This is a genomic window from Bradyrhizobium sp. USDA 10063 (genome assembly GCF_054063735.1).
Map to the genome: position 1 here is coordinate 6338677 of NZ_JBSSGP010000002.1, position 18088 is coordinate 6356764.

Consider the following 18088-nt stretch of genomic DNA (forward strand, 5'->3'; position numbering starts at 1 on the left):
CGCTTTGCCCACCCTACGGCGCTACGGCGCGTTCGCTCGTCCCGTTCCCTCATTCAGCCAGCACGCGACCTGATGCCCATGGCTCGCGTCCACCAGCGGCGGGCGCTCCAGCTTGCAGCGGTCCATCGCGTAGCGGCAGCGCGTATGAAAGGCGCAGCCGGAGGGCGGGTTGATCGGGCTCGGCACGTCGCCCTCGACCAAGGGCGTCAGCCGTTTGATCCGGGGATTGGCGACCGGCACCGAGGCGAGCAGCGCCTGGGTGTAGGGATGGCGCGGATTGGCGAACAGCTCGGCCTTGTCCGATATCTCGACGATGCGGCCGAGATACATCACGGCGACGCGGTGGCTGATATGGGCGACGACGGCGAGGTCGTGCGCGATGAACAGATAGGAAAAGTTACGCTGGCGCTGCAGGTCGATCAGCAGATTGATCACCTGGGCCTGGATCGAGACGTCGAGCGCGGAGACCGGCTCGTCGCAGACGATCAGGCTCGGCCCGAGCGCGAGCGCGCGGGCGATGCAGATGCGTTGGCGCTGGCCGCCGGAGAACTGGTGCGGATAGTTCTTCATCTGGTCGGGCCGCAGGCCCACCTGCTGAAACAGTTCCGCGACGCGTTGCTGCTTCCGTTCGCCCGAGGCGAGGCCATGCACGCTCAAGGGTTCGCCGACGATGTCGCCCGCGGTCATGCGCGGGTTGAGCGAGGCGAACGGATCCTGGAACACGATCTGCATCGAGCGGCGGTAGGGACGCAGCTCCGATTTGCTCAAGCGCGTGATCGCCTCGCCGTTCAGCCGGATCTCGCCGCTCGACGGCTCGACCAATCGCAGCACGCTGCGCGCCACCGTCGATTTGCCGCAGCCGGATTCGCCGACCAGCCCCAGCGTCTCGCCGGGCGCCAGCGAAAAACTGACGCCATCGACCGCATGCACGGTGCCGACCTGCCGGCGCAGCACGCCGCCGCGCACCGGGTAGTGTTTCACGAGGTCGGTGACCTCCAGCAGCGGGCTTGTCGCGCTCATGACGCCTCCGCCATCTCGCCCGCGCGCCAGCAGGCGGCAAGGTGCTGGCCGCCGAAATCGCCGAGCGGCGGATATTCCTCGCGGCAGCGCGGGATTGCGAACCGGCAGCGCGGCGCAAATGCGCAGCCCGTCGGCAGCTTCGTCAGCGACGGCACCATGCCCGGGATCTCGACCAGCCGCGCGTCGGCTTTTGCATCGAGCGAGGGCACGGCTGGGATCGAGGCCATCAGGCCGCGGGTATAGGGATGCAGCGGATTCTCGAACAGCGCCTCGACGCTTGCTTCCTCGACCTTCCTGCCGGCATACATCACGATTACGCGCTGCGCCGTCTGCGCGACCACGCCGAGATCATGCGTGATCAGGATCAGCCCGGTACCGAGCTTCTTCTGCAGATCGACCATCAGCGCCAGGATCTGCGCCTGGATCGTCACATCCAGCGCAGTGGTCGGCTCGTCCGCGATCAACAGCGCAGGCCGGCAGGCCAGCGCCATCGCGATCATCGCGCGCTGGCGCATGCCGCCCGAGAGCTGGTGCGGATATTCCTGCGCGCGCCGCTCCGGCTCGGGGATGCGGACCAGGCGCAGCATGTCGACCGCCTGCTTCCAGGCCTCCTTGCCGCCGATGTCCTGGTGCAGGCGCAAGGCTTCCGTGATCTGGTCGCCGATCCGCATCACCGGATTGAGCGAGGTCATCGGCTCCTGGAAGATCATGGAAATACGATTACCCCTGATCTCGCGCATCGCTTCGTCATCGAGCGCGAGCAGGTTCTTGCCTTCGAGCACGATCTCGCCGCCCACGATCTTGCCGGGCGGATCCGGCACCAGCCGCATCACCGAGAGCGCGGTCACGCTCTTGCCGCAGCCGGATTCGCCGACGATTGCCAGCGTCTCGCCGCGGCGGACGCTGAAGGAGACATCGTCGACCGCCCTAAACAATCCCGAATTGGTGAAGAACACCGTTTTCAGGTTCTTCACCTCGAGCACCGTTTCTCCCTTGCTTGTTCCGCTCATCAGCCGCGCTGCCTTGGATCGAGGATGTCGCGCAGAGCGTCGCCGAACAGATTGGTGCCGAATACCGCGAGGCTGATCGCGATCCCCGGAAAGATCACAAGCCACGGCGCGACGCGGACATATTCGGCGGCCGATTCCGAAAGCATGCGGCCCCACGATGGATAGGGTTCGGGAATGCCGAGGCCAAGAAACGACAAGGACGCCTCCGTCAGGATGGTGGAGCCGAGCTGCGCGGTCGCGAGCACGATCAGCGGCGCCAGCGTGTTCGGCAGCACGTGGCGGAGCGCGATCCGCATCTCGCTCATGCCGATCGATTTGGCCGCCTCTACGAACGGCAGCTCGCGCAGCGCCAGCGTGTTGGCGCGGATCACGCGCGCCACGGTCGGGATCAGCGGGATCGCGATCGCGATGATGACGTTCGGCAGCGACGGGCCGAGCGCCGCCGTCATCACCAGCGCCAGCACCAGGAGCGGCAGCGACTGCAGGATGTCGGTGATGCGCTGGAACAACAGATCGACCCAGCCGGAGAGATAGCCGGAGGCGAGCCCGACGATGACGCCGATCGAGGCGCCGAGCGCGGTCGAGCCGATACCGACCGCAAGCGAGATGCGCGCGCCATAGATGATGCGGCTCCAGACGTCACGGCCGAAGGAGTCGGTTCCGAACCAGTGCCGTGCGTCCGGGGCGGCGAGGCGATGCGCCGAATCGACGGCAAGCGGATCGTACCGGCTGATCAGGTCGGCCGAGAGCGCCATCGCGACGAACAGCACCATGATGACGAGGCCGACCGTGCCGAGCAGGTAACGCTGCGCAAGGAACGTCAGCCGCCGCCAGCCATGAGTGGCCTCAGCGCCGGCGCGTTTCAGTTCGGCGTCAAAGTTGATAACGGCCAAGAATTAATCTCCGTAGCGAATGCGCGGGTCGATCGCGGCGTAGAGCATGTCGACCGTGAAGTTGACGACGACCACGACGACCGCGATGAACATCACGAGGTTCTGCACGATCGGGTAATCGCGCCAGCGCAGCGCCTCGACCAAAAAGCGCGCGACGCCGGGGATGTTGAATACCGTCTCGGTGACGATCAATCCGCCGATCAGGAACGCCGCCTCGATGCCGATCACGGTGATGACAGGCAGCACCGCGTTCTTCAGCGCGTGGTGATAGTTGACGGAAGCCTCGGAGGCGCCCTTGGCGCGGGCGGTGCGGATATAGTCCTGCCGCAGGATCTCCAGCATCGAGGAGCGGGTGATGCGCATGGTCAAAGCCGCGCTGCGGAAGCCGACCGCCATCGCCGGGATGCAGTAGATCGCGAACGCCTCGGCCCAGGTCTGTGGATTGGGGTTGAAGATCGGCATCCAGCCGAGCATCGACACCGAAGCCATCAGGACCAGAAGTCCGAGCCAGAATGACGGCAGCGACAGTCCGCTCAGGCTGACCACGCGCAGCGCATAGTCGAGCCGCGTGCCCTGATGCACCGCGCTGAGCACGCCCAAGGGAATCCCGATCGAGGCCGAGAACAATAGCGCAAGGCCGGCGAGTTTCGCCGTGATCGGGATTCGCGGCAGGATCTCCTGCAGCGCCGGCTTCTCCGAGACATAGGAATAGCCGAGATCGCCGTGCAACAGGCCTCCGATCCACTTGAGATACTGCACGACAATCGGGTCGCTAAGGCCGAGCTCCTTCTCCAGATTGGCTTTGTCGGCAGGATCGACATAGCCGGCGGCGTCGAACAGGATATCGACGATGTTGCCAGGCACGACGCGCAGCAGCACGAAGATGATGACCGAGATCCCGAACAGGGTCACGAGCATCAGGAAGAGGCGCCTGACGATATAGGCTAGCACCTGGCCACTCTCCTTTTAACTCTTCCTTCACCTCTCCCGCTTGCGGGAGAGGCATAGGCCGCCTTGGCGGCCGTCCTTAAGACACGCCGAAGCGAAGCTTCGGCTATGGCGAGCGCCGGGTGAGGGCTCTCTCCACTCAACGACTCGTGGAGAGACCCCCACCCCGGCCCTCCCCCGCAAGCGGGAGAGGGGGAGCAGCCCCGCCGTGGATACACCTTACTTGTCCATCCAGACGTCTTCGTAACGGTAGCCGTTGTAGGAGCTGTTGGACATCACCGTCACGTTCTTGACGTAGGGCTGCCAGCAGGTTCCGGTGCGGCTGTGCAGGATGATCGGCCGCGCCACGTCTTCCTGCAGTTTCTTGTCGATCTCCCACACCAGCTTCTTGCGCTTGTCGACGTCGGTCTCGGCCGATTGCTGGCCGAACAGCTTTTCGATCTCACGATTGCAGTAATTGGTGTAGTTCCGCTCGGATTCGCAGGAATAGTTCTCGTAGAAGGACTGGTCGGGCTCGTCGACCGCATTGCCGGTGAGATTCAAACCGAGCGAATAGTCCTTGCGCGCGACCTTCGGGAACCATTGCGCGGTGTCGACGACGTCGAGCTCGGCGTCGATATAGATGCTCTTGATCTGGTCGATCAGGATGATGGCGGGGTCGCGGTAGATCGGGATGTTGCGGGTCGACACCTTGATCTGCAGATGCTTGTCGGGGCCGTAGCCCGCCTTCTGCATCAGCTTGCGCGCCTGTTCGCGGTTGGCGTTGACGTCGGGGCCGTAGCCCGGGATCGTCTCCAGCATCTCCTTGGGCATCGCCCACAGTCCGGCCGGCGCGGGCTGCATGGTGCCGCCGACGTCAGCCTGGCCCTCGAACAGGATCGAGATGAACGCCTTGCGGTCAATGGCGAGCGCCAGCGCGCGGCGGATATCGAGATTGTCGAACGGCGGCGCCGACGAATTGATGATGATGTTGGTGGAGACGTTGCTCGGTTCCACCACGCACACCGCGTTGGGCGCCTGCGATTTGACGTCCTTGAGCAGCGGGATCGACACTTCGGTCGGGAACGTCATGTCGAACTTGCCGGAGACGAAGCCCAGGATCGCCGTCGAGCGGTTCGGGACGATGTTGAATTCGATGCCGTCGAGATAGGGCAGGCCCTTTTTGAAGTAGTCCGGGTTCTTCGTCAGCTTGATCGACTCGTTGGCCTTGAACTCGACGAACTTGAACGGACCCGTGCCGATTGGCTTGGTGCGCATTTCCGCCGGCGTGACATGGCAGGGATAGATCGGCGTATAGCCGGAGGCGAGCAGCGACAATAGCGCCGGCTGCGGCCGCTTCAGGTTGAAGGAGGCCTCGTAATCACCATTGATGGAGATATCGTTGACCTGGTCGTACCAGGACTTGCGCGGGTTCTGGCGGAACTTCTGCTGCGATTTGCCCATCAGGAGGTCGAAGGTGCATTTGACGTCGGCCGACGTGAACGGCTTGCCGTCATGCCATTTGACGTCCTTGCGCAGCTTGAAGGTCAACTTCTTCTTGTCGTCGCTCCAGGCCCAGCTCTCTGCGAGTTCCGGCACGATCGTGTCGACGCTGTTCTGCGCAACATGCTGGTTGAAGATCACCAGGTTGTTGAACACCGGCATGAAGGGAACGTTGAAGGAATAGCTCGCGCCTTCATGGATCGAGGCGCTGCCCGGACTGTCGCGATGGTACAGTCGAAGGATGCCGCCGGACTTCGGTTCCCCCGCCAGCGAAACATCGTAAGTCGCAAGCCAACACAGCGCCGCCACGGCAAGCGCTCGCACGCTCCGCATCATTTCCTCCCGACGTTCGGTCTCTATGGCCGATTTGGCATGGAGGATACCATGGTGTGAGGTCTGAGCAACCAGCGTCGTGTGCATGAGGGTCGGCAATTCGGATGAAATGCCACGCCTGCGACATCAGGCGCCGCAATGCGGCCGCGCTATTCCGCGGCCTGCGGCGACGGCAGGCCCATGGCGGCGAGACCGTCGGCCTCGGTCGCCGAGATCGTGGTGCGGATCATCAGCCGCGGCTCATGTGCCGCGCCACGGCCGCCCGCGATGCATGGTGGCGCGGTTGTCCCACATCACGACGTCTCCCTGCCGCCATTTATGCAGATAGGCCGTCCCCGGCGCGGTGGTCGCCGCCATGAGTTCATCGATCAGCTTCTTGCCGGCGGCAGCGCCCATGCCTTCGATGGCATAAGCGTGCGATGCGAGATAAAGCGCGCCGCGGCCGTTGACGGGGTTGCGCCACACCATGCGCCAGCACGTCGGCGGCAGCACCGCCATCTCCTCGGGCGTCGCAAGGCCGGGCGCGATCTGGTCGCGCGAATGCGCGTAGGAGTGCCAGGCGAAGGAGTTTTCGAGCTGCTTTGCCAGGCTCTCGTCGAGCAGCTCGAACGCAAGGCGGGTGGAGACGAATTCGGTTTCGCCGCCATGATCGGGAATGACCCGCGCCGACAGGATCGAGGTCAGAGCCGGCACGCGCTTGAACGAGGAGTCCGTGTGCCAGAGCTGGTTGGCCTTGCTGCGCAGCGCCTGCCGGTGATCGGGCGCCACCACCTTGCCGTCGGGACCGATGGTCGTCAGGATCACGAAATGCGATCCCGTTCCCATGGAACCGACCTTTGTCACTTCCGGAGGGCCGAAACGGCGCGAGAACGCCAATTGCTTTTCATCTGACACGTTCTGGTCGCGAAACACCAGGACGGAGTGCGCTTCAAACGCCGCACGCACTGCAGCATAGGCGGCATTGCTCCTTACGACATCGTCGAGCGTCACGCCGCGAATTTCCGCAGCGAATCCTGGACCCACCCGGACCACGTCCATCGGCCGTTCTCCCCAGATTTTCTTGTTACGCAAGGATTAGGGTAAATCGCGGAGCCGGGCAACGCGGCGATGTATCAACCCATCGCGATCAGGCTCTGCCGCTCGCGTCGGTTGGCGATTTCGATGCGATACGTGACAAGGGCAAAAATCGCCCAGCTTGCATGGAAGAGGATTCCTGCAAGCACGACCAGCGTGCCTGGAATGGGGCCGATCGCGGCCCGTTCCCAAACCTCGGCAAGGGTGGTCAGCGGCACGGGATGGATCGCAAGCTTGCCGTAATAGGCGATGGCCTGGATCGCGAAGATCCAGCCATAGGTACGGCGCAGCCTTCGGCCGATCGCGCGCGCATAGCTGATGTGGTAGCTCGGATTGCGATAGTCATTGGCGAGCAACTCGGTCCAGCTCGAATCCGGCGTGATCCGTTCGCCCCTGATCATCGGCGCGTAGAAATCGGTCTCGAGCAGGCGTGCGCGGGCGCGCCAGACATTGAAGTAGCGGTAGCGGCGGGCCTCGAACAGCAGGAACACGGTGACAAGCAGGCCGACGAGAACCATCGGCAAAGGCGAGGCTTCGGCGCTGCTGTAGGTGGCCGACAGGGCAATACCCGTTGTGACCACCGCCCAATTCGTCGAGCTGTCGAGGCGCGTGCGCCAGACCGTGCTTCGGTAGACCTCGCCGCGGTAGAGGTGGGCGAGGGCGCCAATCTCTGCGGCAGTGAATTCGAGCCTTGGGACCGGTAGAGGCGTCGGCTCGCGTGGCTCGGGCAATGGCATGGCGCGCCTCCCGACGAAGCTGGCAGACAGTCAAACTATAGCGCACACTCGCCCCACCGCGCGAGTCCGGCCTCGGCGAACATGGCGACGCCCGGATTGTCGCGCGAACGCAGATGCGCCACTTCACACGATGCGCGAGGCCTTGTTGCCCCAATAGCGGTCGCGCAACAGGCGTTTGTAGAGCTTGCCGGTCGGCAGCCGCGGCAGTTCCGCCTCGAAATCGATCGAGCGCGGCACTTTCTGGCGCGACAGCGATTTCGCGCAGAAGGCAATCAGTTCCTCGGCAAGACCGGGTCCCGGCGTCACGTCTTGCATCGGCTGCACCACCGCCTTCACTTCCTCGCCGAGATCGGGATTGGGCACGCCGAACACGGCGGCGTCCGCGACCTTGGGATGGGTGATCAGCAGATTTTCGCATTCCTGCGGGTAGATGTTGACGCCGCCGGAGATGATCATGAAGGTCGAGCGGTCGGTGAGATAGAGATACCCGTCGTCGTCGACATAGCCGACGTCGCCGACCGTGCTCATGCTGCCGTCCGGTGAGCGCGCCTCACGGGTCTTGGCGGGGTCATTGAAATACTCGAAGGGCGAGGCAGTCTTGAACCACACGGTGCCCGGCGTCCCCTTCGGGCTCGGCCGCATGTTCTCGTCGAGGATATGCAGGTCGCCGAGCAGCACCTTGCCGACGGTGCCGCGATGTGAAAGCCACTCCTCTGTGTTGCAGGCGGTGAAGCCGAGACCTTCGGTCGCGCCGTAATATTCGTGGATGATCGGCCCCCACCAATTGATGATGTCCTCCTTCACCAGCGCGGGGCAGGGGGCGGCGGCGTGGATCGCGATCTCCAGCGACGACAGGTCGTAGCGGTTCCGCACCTCGTCCGGCAGCTTCAGCATGCGCGAGAACATCGTCGGCACGAGCTGGGAGTGTGTGATACCCCATTGCTCGACGAGCTGCAGATAACGCTCGGGATCGAAACTCTCCATGATCACGACGGTGCCGCCGACGCGGATGGTGAGGTTGACGGCCGCCTGCGGTGCCGAATGATAGAGCGGCGCGGGCGACAGATAGATCATCCCTTCGCGGTAGCGCCAGAGTTTCTGCAGGAAATCGAACAGCGGCAGTTGCCGGGACGGCAATTGTTCCGGCAGCGGCCGCAGGATGCCTTTCGGCCTCCCGGTGGTGCCGGACGAATAGAGCATCGCGGTGCCGATCGCTTCATCCTCGATCGGCGTCGCAGGAAGGCCGGCGGTCGCCTGTTGCAGCCCGACGATGCGATCGCTTTCTCCGTCGCCGTCGGCGACGATGCAGAGCTCGACCTGCGGACACTCCTTTAGCGCCTCGCGCGCGACGTCGAGTTTCGCTCTTGATGTGATCAGGATGCGCGATTGGCTGTTGGTGAGGATGTAGGCGAGCTCACCCGGAGTCAGGTACGAATTCACGCAGGTGAAATAGAGGCCGGACCGCTCGCCGGCGCCGCAGGCCTCGAGATAGCGATTGTTGTTCTCCATGAAGATCGCATAATGGTCGAGCCGCCTCAATCCGCGCTTTCGAAACAGATGCGCCAGCCGGTTGCTGCGCGCCTCGAGCTCGCGATAGGTGACGGTCTCGCCCGTCGCAGCCATGATGAAGGCGGGTTGCAACGGGCGCAGATAAGCGTGCTTGCCGGTATACATCGGTGGAAAATTTCCCTCATGCTGCCAATAGAAGAATCTCGCGGACCTGCTCGGGCCCTGCGATCGGGCGCGGATTGCGCGGAACCCACGGCGTCTTCATCGCCTGCCCGGCGATGTGGTCGAAATGCTCGGGGCCGATCCGCACGTCCTGGAGGCTGCGCGGCAGGCCGAGTCCGCGAATAAAGTGGTCGAGCACGTCGCCGGCGTCCTGACCGGGATGCCCCATGGCCGTGGCGACCAGCGCCTGGCGCTCGGCATTGGCAGGCTTGTTCCAGCGCATCACCGCGGGCAGCATCACGCAGGAGGTGTAGCCATGTGGGACGTCGAATTCGGCGCCGAGCACATAGCCGATGCCGTGGCTCGCGCCCATCGGCACGCCGGAGGCGAGCGGCCCGGTCGACAGCCAGGTGCCGATCTGGCAGTCCAGCCGCGCGTCGATGTCGGTTGCATCGGCTTTGACCCGCGGCAGCGCTTGCGCCAGCATCGACAGTCCCTTCAGCGCCTGCGCATCGGCATAGGGATGCGATTCGTCCGAGCAGATGCCCTCGACGCAATGATCGACGGCGCGGATGCCGGTCGAGAGCCACAGCCATTCCGGCGTATGCACCGAAAGCCAGGGATCGAGGATGACCGCGCGCGGCATCACCAGGGGATGGCGTAACAGCTCCTTGACGCGCTTCTTTTCGTTGGTGACGCCGGCGATTGCCGTGAACTCGCCGCCCGCGATGGTCGTCGGCACGCTGATCTGGCGCACGCTTGGTGCGTTGATCTCGGGCGATGCGCCATGGCTGGTGCGAACGTTGTCGATGTCGTCGGCGCTGCGGATATTGTTGGCGAGGCAAAGCTGCACCGCCTTGGCGCCGTCGGTGATCGAGCCGCCGCCGATGGTGACGATGAGATCGGCGTTCGCGGCGCGCGCCTGCTCGGCGGCCGCGATCACAGCGGCGCGCGGCGTATGCGGCGGCATCGCTTCGAAGGTGCCAACGCAGGCCGCGTCCAGCGCGGCGCGGATTTTCTCGATGTCGTCGGTCGTGCGGTTGAGCGTGCCGCTGACCATCAGGAAGACACGCTGCGCGCCGACGCGCTCCACCTGCTCGACGATCGCCTCGGCCGCCTGGCGGCCGAACACGACCTCCTCCATCGCGCCAAATACGACACGTCCTCGGTGCACGAGCCGACCCTCCCTGAGAGATTTATTTTCTTTGACGACAATCTAACGGAGCTGGAACCCCCCGTCATGCCCTTAGATGCGTCGGCGGCCCGGGCTTCCGGAGGCGATCACAGCCTGCGTCTGTGCACCGCCCGCGGAAATGGACAGCGATTTTGCTTGATCCGGCTCGTGTCTTGAACAGACTAACGGGCGGTCACATCTTTGACCTCCGCTGCGTGTAGGGTGCGCGGCCGGGGGCGCATCGGGTGCGCCGGCTGTGCTGTTCAGGGGGAGATCCAATTGGGCGCGACCGACAGGACGGGAAGCCTTAACGCCCAGTCATGGCGCGGCGTAAGCCGGCCGGGCCTGCTCATTGCGTTGGCATTGCCAGCCCTGACGTTGGCAGGCTGTGGCGACAAGCCGCAGCAGCAGGCGGCTGCGCCGCCCCCTGCGGTCACGGTGGCGCAGCCGACCAAGCGCACGGTCACCGATTGGGACGAATTCACCGGGCGGTTCGAGGCGATCGAGGAGGTTCAGGTTCGCGCCCGCGTCGGCGGCTTCGTCACCAGCGTCGAGTTTCGCGACGGCGCGATCGTCCGCACCGGCGACCTGCTCTACGTGATCGATTCGCGTCCGTTCGAGGCCGTCGCCCTGCAGGCCGACGGCCAGCTCTCGGATGCCCGAGCCCGGGCCGAGCTTGCCCGGCGCGAGCTCGACCGCGCACTGGTGTTGAACCAGACCCAGGCGGTCTCCGATTCCATTGTCGACCAGCGCCGCCAGACCCTGCAGGCGGCGCGTGCCGCGGAGATGCAGGCCGAGGGCGCGCTGAAGGCGGCGAAGCTCAACATCGAATTCTCCCATGTACTGGCGCCGATCACCGGCCGCGTCAGCCGCCACCTCGTCAGCACCGGCAATCTTGTGCACGGCAGCGAGGGCGGTGCGACGCTGCTCACCTCGATCGTGTCGCTCGATCCGATCTACATCTATTTCGACGTCGATGAGGCGACCTATTTGCGGAACAGCCGGCTCTGGTTCGAGGGCAAGCGGCCGAGCTCGCGCGACACGCCAAACCCGGTGCAGGTGACGCTGACCGGCGAAACCAAGCCGTCGCACGAGAGGCACGATGGATTTCCTCGACAACCGCCTGGATGTCTCGACGGCCACGCTGCGCAGCCGTGCGGTGATCCCGAACAAGGATCTCTCGATCCTGCCCGGACAGTTCGGCCGTGTGCGGATCATCGGCAGCGCGCCCTATGAAGCGCTGCTGGTGCCCGACACGGCTGTCGCCACCGACCAGTCGCGCAAGATCGTGTTCGTGGTCAAGGAGGACGACACGGTGGAGGCGAAGCCCGTGACGCTCGGCCCGCTCGATGAGGGCCTGCGCGTGATCCGCGAGGGCCTCAAGGCGGAAGACCGCGTGATCGTCGACGGCCTGCAGCGCGCCCGCGTCGGCGCCAAGGTGAGCCCGCATCCCGCCCAAGCCGCGGCCGGTGGCAGATCATGAATCTCGGGCGGCTCTCCATCAACCAGCCCATCCTGGCGATGGTGCTGTCGATCGTGCTCCTGATCGTCGGCGCGATCGCCTACACCACGCTGCCGGTCTCGGAGTATCCGCAAGTGGTGCCGCCCACCGTTGTGGTCACCACGAGCTATCCCGGCGCCTCCGCGCAGACCGTGTCCGACACTGTCGCTGCCCCGATCGAGCAGGAGATCAATGGCGTCGAGGACATGCTGTATCTCTACAGCCAGGCCACCTCGAACGGGCAGCTCACGATCACCGTCACCTTCAAGCTCGGCACCGACCTCGACAAGGCCCAGGTGCTGGTGCAGAACCGCGTCGCGATCGCGCAGCCGCGATTGCCCGAGGAGGTGCAGCGCAACGGCGTGACCACGCGCAAGAACAGCCCGGACATCCTGATGGTCGTGTTCATGCTGTCGCCCGATGACAGCTTCGACCAGCTCTACATCTCCAACTACGCGCTGCTGCAGGTCCGCGACCAGTTGCTCCGGCTCGACGGCGTCGGCGACATCCAGATCTTCGGCGCGCGCGATTACTCGATGCGGCTGTGGCTGGATCCCGACCGCCTCGCCAATCTCGGCTTGACCTCAACCGAGGTGCTGGCGGCGATCCGCGCGCAGAACCTGCAGATCGCGGGCGGACAGATCGCGGAGCCGCCGATTGCGGATCGCGCGTTCCAGCCCAACCTTGTCTTTACCGGTCGTCTCAAGGATCCCAGGCAGTTCGAGGATATCGTGGTCAGGGCCGGCGCCGACGGTCGCACCGTGCGCCTGCGCGACGTTGCCCGCGTCGAACTTGGCGCGCTGTCCTACACCACCAACAGCTTCCTGTTGCGGAAATCGGCGGTTGGCATGCTGGTGACGCAGCGGCCCGGATCGAACGCGCTCGCCACCGCCAAGAACATCTCCGACACGATGGTCAAGCTCAAGGCGAGCTTCCCGAAAGGGCTCGACTACAATATCGGCTACAACCCGACCGAATTCATCGCGCAATCCATCCAAGAGCTGATCAAAACCATCTACGAAGCGATGCTGCTCGTCGTCATCGTGGTGCTGGTATTCCTGCAGGGCTGGCGGCCGGCGATCATTCCGATCATCGCAATCCCGGTGTCGCTGGTCGGCACCTTCGCGGTGATGGCTGCGCTCGGCTTCTCGATCAACAATCTGACGCTGTTCGGCCTGGTGCTGGCGGTCGGCATCGTGGTCGACGACGCCATCGTGGTGGTCGAGAATGTCGAGCGACATCTCGAGCACGGAATGAGCCGGCGCGATGCCGCGCTCAAGACAATGGAGGAGGTCGGCGGAGCGCTGGTCTCGATCGCGCTGGTGCTGTGCGCGGTGTTCGTGCCGACCGCATTCCTCGGCGGCATCTCCGGGCAGTTCTTCCAGCAATTCGCCGTCACGATCGCGGTCGCGACCGCGATCTCCTGCTTCTGCTCGCTGACGCTGTCGCCGGCGCTGGCCTCGCTGATCCTGGTGCCGCATGAGGAGAAGCGGCCGCCGGCGCGCTGGAATATCATTGCCCGTGGCTGGGACAAGTTCACCGGCCTCTTCAACCGCGTCTTCGACCGGCTGTCGCATGGCTATGCCGCAGCGGCCGACTTCGTGATCCGCCATACGGTGGTGATGCTGCTGGTCTATGTCGCGCTGATCGGCAGCGCCGGCTGGTTGCTCGCGACCACGGCGCAGGGCTTCATTCCGGCGCAGGATCGGGGCTACATCATCATATCGGTGCAATTGCCGGGAGCGGCCTCTCTGGCTCGCACGACGGCCGTGGTGCGCGAGATCGAGCGAATCGCGCTCGATACGCCGGGCATCGTGCGCGTCGCGGCCTTTGCCGGCTTCTCGGGCGCGACGCGCACGCAGTCGGGTAATGCCGCGGCGCTATTCCCAGTGTTCGATGAGCCGGAGGCGCGCCTGAAGAAGGGGTTGTCGGCGGCCGCGATCACGGCCGAGCTGCGCAAGCGCCTGTCTGTGATCCAGGGGGCCTTCATCATCGTGATCCCGCCGCCTGCGGTGCCGGGTATCGGCACCGGCGGCGGCTTCACCATCCGCATCCAGGATCGCCAGGGCCGCGGCCCCGAGCTGCTGGCCGCCGCGACCGACGAGCTTGTCGCGGCCGCGCGCAAATCGCCAGATCTCACCTCGGTGTTCTCGCCGTTCACCGCGAATACGCCGCAAGTGTTCGTCGACATCGACCGCATCAAGGCGCAGAAGCTCGGCGTGCCGATTGCAAGCATCAACGACACCATCCAGACCTATTTCGGCTCGACCTACGTCAACGACTTCAACCTGTTCGGCCGCACCTATCACGTCACCGCGCAGGCTGACCTGCCGTTCCGTAAGGAAACCTCCGATCTCGCGCGGCTGCGCACACGCAATGCCGCTGGCGACATGGTGATGCTCGGCAGCGTGGTCGAATTCCGCGACGTCTCCGGGCCCGACCGCGTCGCGCGCTACAACCTCTATTCGGCATCCGAACTGCAGGGCGAGCCGACGCCCGGCACGAGTTCGCAGACCGCGCTCGACACCATCAAGCAGCTCGCCGATGCAACGCTGCCGAGCGGTTTTGCGTTCGAGTGGACCGATCTGTCCTATCAGCAGGTCACCGGCGGCAATGCCGGGCTCTACGTGTTTCCGATCTGCGTGCTGTTCGTCTATCTCGTGCTCGCCGCGCAATATGGCAGCTGGAGCCTGCCGTTCGCGGTGATCCTGATCGTGCCGATGTGCCTGCTGGCCGCGACCATCGGCGTGCGCATCATGGGGCAGGACGTCAACATCCTGACCCAGATCGGCTTCGTCGTGCTGGTCGGGCTTGCCGCCAAGAATGCGATCCTGATCGTCGAGTTCGCGCGCGACATCGAGGCCGAGGGCAGGCCGCGGCTGGAGGCGGTGATCGAGGCCTGCCGGCTGCGCTTGCGGCCGATCCTGATGACATCGTTCGCCTTCATTCTTGGCGTGCTGCCGCTGGTGGTCTCGACCGGCTCCGGATCGGAGATGCGCCAGGCGGTCGGGGTCGCCGTGTTCTTCGGCATGCTCGGCGTCACCCTGTTCGGCCTGATCTTCACGCCGATCTTCTACATGGTGGTGCGGCGCCTCGCCGATCCCCGGCATCCGAAGAAGCCGGTGGAGGCTTGAGCGGGGGCCGCCGCCTCACCACCGCCGTCATTCCGGGGCATCGCGAAGCGATGAGCCCGGAATCCATTTCTCCGCCAGCGTATGCCGCCCAATGGATTCCGGGCTCGCGCTGGCGCGCGCCCCGGAATGACGAAGAGAGTGCTGGGACGCAAGCCCCACTAATGGCTGAGCCGAAATAGATGGGCAGCCGCGGGGTTATAAAATATCATTCGCCGATATTCCGAACAGAAACTGCAGGGAGACAATTGATGAAATCGGGATTGCTCGCCGCCGTCGCTCTTGGCGGCCTTTTGCTGTCAACTCCAACCTTCGCGCAAGCCGTCAAGATCGGCATCCTGAACGACCAGTCCGGCGTCTATGCCGATTATGGCGGCAAGTATTCGCTCGAGGCCGCGCGGATGGCGATCGAGGATTTCGGCGGCGAGGTGCTGGGACACAAGATCGAGCTCGTCACCGCCGATCACCAGAACAAGCCCGATCTTGCGGCAGCGATCGCGCGCCGCTGGTATGACGCGGAAGGCGTCGACATGATCACCGAACTCACGACCTCCTCGGTGGCGCTCGCGATCCAGGAGCTTTCCAAGGAAAAGAAGAAGATCGACATCGTGGTCGGCGCAGCGACCTCGCGGATAACAGGCGATGCCTGCACGCCCTACGGCTTCCACTGGGCCTACGACACCCGCGCGCTGGCGGTGGGCACCGGCGGCGCGCTGGTGCAGGCCGGCGGCGATAGCTGGTTCTTCCTGACCGCCGATTACGCCTTCGGCTACGCGCTGGAAAAGGATACCAGCGACATCGTCAAGGAGAAGGGCGGCAAGGTGCTGGGCTCGGTGCGCGTGCCTCTGAATTCGTCCGATTTCTCGTCCTTCCTGCTGCAGGCGCAGAGCTCGAAGGCCAAGATCGTCGGCCTCGCCAATGCCGGCCTCGACACCACCAACTCGATCAAGCAGGCGGCCGAGTTCGGCATCGTCAAGAGCGGACAGAAGCTCGCCGGCCTCCTGATGACGATATCCGAGGTGCACGGCCTTGGGTTAGACGCCGCGCAGGGGCTGGTGCTCACCGAAGGGTTTTATTGGGACCACGACGACGCCTCGCGTGCCTTCAGCGAGCGCTTCATCAAGCGCACCGGCCACATGCCGAGCATGATCCATGCCGGCACCTATTCGGCGACGCTCTCCTATCTGAAGGCGGTGAAGGCCGCCGGAACCAAGGATAGCGATGCGGTGGCGAAGAAGCTGAAGGAACTGCCGGTCGACGACGCCTTCGCCAAGGGCAAGGTGCTGGAGAACGGCCGCATGGTGCACGACCTCTATCTGTTCGAGGTCAAGAAGCCCTCGGAATCGAAGAAGCCGTGGGACTACTACAAGCAGATCGCCGTGGTGCCCGGCGACAAGGCCTTCTTCACCGCCAAGGAAAGCGGCTGCCCGCTGACGAAGTGATGCTTTAGCAAACACTCAGTCGTCGTCCCCGCGAAAGTAGAAGTGTATGGTGGGCAAAGCGAAGCGTGCCCACCATCACGAGCGGAGTGTTGGAAGGTGGGCACGCTTCGCTTTGCCCACCCTACAACTGCTTCGCCGTGACGAATTCAGTGAATGACCTTCCACGTAGCCGCCCCTAGCGCGCCGCACCACAGCACGATGCACACGAGCGCCTGGATGCCGAAGCCGGGGCCGCGCTTTTCGACGGCTTGGCGATAGCCAACAAAATACACGATGCGGCCGATGATCCAGACCACGCCGAGCGCGGCCGCGATCGCGTCGCTGATGTAGAACGCAAACAGCCACAGCGAGGGCAGGAAGATCGGCATCCATTCCAGCGTGTTCATCTGCACGCGGAATATGCGCTCAAAGTCGGGATGGCCCGTAATCGCCGGCAGCTTGACGCCGAATGTGTAACGCGCCCGCGCAACGGCTACCGAGGTGAAGAAGTAGAACGCTATCGCGAGGCAGGTGACGATGGCTGTGTCGTGATACATGAAGCGCCTCCCGTGACGCCGCTCAATAGCCGGTCAGTTCGAGATAGCCGACGCCGGCGTGGCTGCCGGCAAAGCTGATCGGCCCCTCCCAGTAGGAGAAACCCGTTCCCATCCAGCTTCGCGCGTTGAGCGGCCTGGTTTCGATTGTTATCCCGCGCGCAGGGATTTCCACACGCCACGCCGTCGGCACCTTGCGGTCGCCGATCTCGGTGAAGGCGGTCGGCGTGATGCTGTTATCGCCCGAGGCGATCTCGCTCGATCGGCCGTCCGGCGTGATCCAGTTGCCGAACAGGTTGCTGCGGCCGTCCTTCTGGCGCAGCCGGTAGAGCATCAGCTTTTGATCGTTTGGTAGATGCAGCGAGAACCAGTCCCAGCCGGTCTGGTCGGCTGCAAGCGGCTGGCTGCTCCATTCGCGGTCCATCCAGGCCTGCCCGGTGACGTCTACCGGTCTGTCGTCGATGACGATGCGGCCGGCCGCCTTGAAGAAAGGCTGGCTGTAGTAATAGGACGCCTGTCCGCGATCGGACTTCTTGCTGTAGCCGCGGTCGCCCTGCAGCACCAGCGCCCGGTCTGCATCAAGGCGGAGCTCGTAGCTGAAATCCGCGCCGGTCGCGCTGAGTTTCAGCGGCGCCACTTTGTATGCATTGAATCCGTCGAGCCCGCGCATCTCCCAGGCGTCGATCCAGGCGACAAAGGAATTCGACTCGACGCCGGCCTGCCCGATGCCGCCGCGCGCAAAGGTTTCGGAATAGCGGTGCGTATCGGCGCGGGTGACCGCGGCATGTCCCATCCAGACCTGCTGGTTGGCCCAGCCTTCAAGCTGCGCGCCGGCGCGCATCGCCTGCCGGAACAGCGTCCATTGCGCGCCATGAGCGGTGCCGGCCGTATCGACGAGGTTCGCGGTTACATACCACCATTCGATGCGGAATTCGGGATGCGGACCGTGATCGAGCGGAAAGACGAAGTTTTTTCCCGGCACGACCGGCGCGAAACCATCGGCGGTCTCGCCAAGCCCCGCGAAACCTTGCGCATGCGCGCGGCTCGCGAGGCCGACTGCAAGCGCGCCGCCGACAAACGCCCGGCGCGAGATTTTCACCTCTCCCGCTTGCGGGAGAGGTCGGCGCGTAGCGCCGGGT

13 protein-coding genes and 1 pseudogene are annotated in these 18088 nt (G+C 64.5%); 3 read left to right on the forward strand and 11 right to left on the reverse strand.

The genetic code is table 11. The features are described 5' to 3' along the window. Positions 1–21: 21 nt before the first annotated feature. From ACVJGD_RS32010 to ACVJGD_RS32050, 9 genes are all read right to left on the reverse strand, one after another. Positions 22–1020 carry an ABC transporter ATP-binding protein gene (locus tag ACVJGD_RS32010; protein ID WP_456637952.1) on the reverse strand — a complete coding sequence of 333 codons (999 nt, stop codon included), beginning with the start codon at positions 1018–1020 and terminating at the stop codon, positions 22–24. Beyond that, positions 1017–2030 carry an ABC transporter ATP-binding protein gene (locus tag ACVJGD_RS32015; RefSeq protein ID WP_456637953.1) on the reverse strand — a complete coding sequence of 338 codons (1014 nt, stop codon included), beginning with the start codon at positions 2028–2030 and terminating at the stop codon, positions 1017–1019. The genes ACVJGD_RS32010 and ACVJGD_RS32015 overlap by 4 nt, the downstream gene beginning before the upstream one ends. Then, complete coding sequence (locus tag ACVJGD_RS32020; RefSeq protein ID WP_456637954.1) at positions 2030–2923, reverse strand: ABC transporter permease; 894 nt, start codon at positions 2921–2923, stop codon at positions 2030–2032. Before ACVJGD_RS32020 ends, ACVJGD_RS32015 begins: the two co-directional genes overlap by 1 nt. Before the next feature lie 3 nt (positions 2924–2926). Next, positions 2927–3874, reverse strand: coding sequence for an ABC transporter permease (locus tag ACVJGD_RS32025; RefSeq protein WP_456637955.1), 948 nt, complete (start codon positions 3872–3874; stop codon positions 2927–2929). A gap of 216 nt (positions 3875–4090) precedes the next feature. Continuing rightward, the gene (locus tag ACVJGD_RS32030; protein WP_456640443.1) at positions 4091–5686 is read right to left on the reverse strand and encodes an ABC transporter substrate-binding protein; all 1596 of its coding nucleotides are present in this window, start codon (positions 5684–5686) and stop codon (positions 4091–4093) included. 240 nt (positions 5687–5926) lie between these two features. Further along, positions 5927–6724, reverse strand: a complete 798-nt coding sequence (locus ACVJGD_RS32035) for a TauD/TfdA dioxygenase family protein (protein ID WP_456637956.1) — start codon at positions 6722–6724, stop codon at positions 5927–5929. Positions 6725–6798: 74 nt separating this feature from the next. Beyond that, complete coding sequence (locus ACVJGD_RS32040; RefSeq protein ID WP_456637957.1) at positions 6799–7497, reverse strand: DUF2270 domain-containing protein; 699 nt, start codon at positions 7495–7497, stop codon at positions 6799–6801. 123 nt (positions 7498–7620) lie between these two features. Continuing rightward, entirely contained in the window at positions 7621–9171 is a 1551-nt protein-coding gene (locus ACVJGD_RS32045; protein ID WP_456637958.1) for an AMP-binding protein, read from the reverse strand. Between the two features lie 16 nt (positions 9172–9187). Then, complete coding sequence (locus tag ACVJGD_RS32050) at positions 9188–10342, reverse strand: iron-containing alcohol dehydrogenase (protein ID WP_456637959.1); 1155 nt, start codon at positions 10340–10342, stop codon at positions 9188–9190. 345 nt (positions 10343–10687) lie between these two features. On the opposite strand from ACVJGD_RS32050, the pseudogene ACVJGD_RS32055 reads away from it, so the two are divergent. The 3 genes and pseudogenes from ACVJGD_RS32055 to ACVJGD_RS32065 all read left to right on the forward strand — a co-directional run bounded on the left by ACVJGD_RS32055 (position 10688) and on the right by ACVJGD_RS32065 (position 16416). Further along, positions 10688–11825, forward strand: a pseudogene (locus tag ACVJGD_RS32055) (efflux RND transporter periplasmic adaptor subunit). Further along, positions 11822–14977 carry an efflux RND transporter permease subunit gene (locus ACVJGD_RS32060; RefSeq protein ID WP_456637960.1) on the forward strand — a complete coding sequence of 1052 codons (3156 nt, stop codon included), beginning with the start codon at positions 11822–11824 and terminating at the stop codon, positions 14975–14977. The pseudogene ACVJGD_RS32055 and the gene ACVJGD_RS32060 overlap by 4 nt, the downstream one beginning before the upstream one ends. A gap of 248 nt (positions 14978–15225) precedes the next feature. Beyond that, a complete protein-coding gene (locus tag ACVJGD_RS32065; protein ID WP_456637961.1) occupies positions 15226–16416 on the forward strand; it encodes an ABC transporter substrate-binding protein in 1191 nt (396 codons plus the stop codon). 146 nt (positions 16417–16562) lie between these two features. Here the strand turns inward: ACVJGD_RS32065 and ACVJGD_RS32070 are convergent, their stop codons facing one another. Both ACVJGD_RS32070 and ACVJGD_RS32075 read right to left on the reverse strand, forming a co-directional pair. Continuing rightward, complete coding sequence (locus ACVJGD_RS32070) at positions 16563–16952, reverse strand: MAPEG family protein (protein ID WP_456637962.1); 390 nt, start codon at positions 16950–16952, stop codon at positions 16563–16565. Between the two features lie 22 nt (positions 16953–16974). Next, positions 16975–18048, reverse strand: a complete 1074-nt coding sequence (locus ACVJGD_RS32075; RefSeq protein ID WP_456637963.1) for a lipocalin-like domain-containing protein — start codon at positions 18046–18048, stop codon at positions 16975–16977. Positions 18049–18088 lie beyond the last annotated feature (40 nt).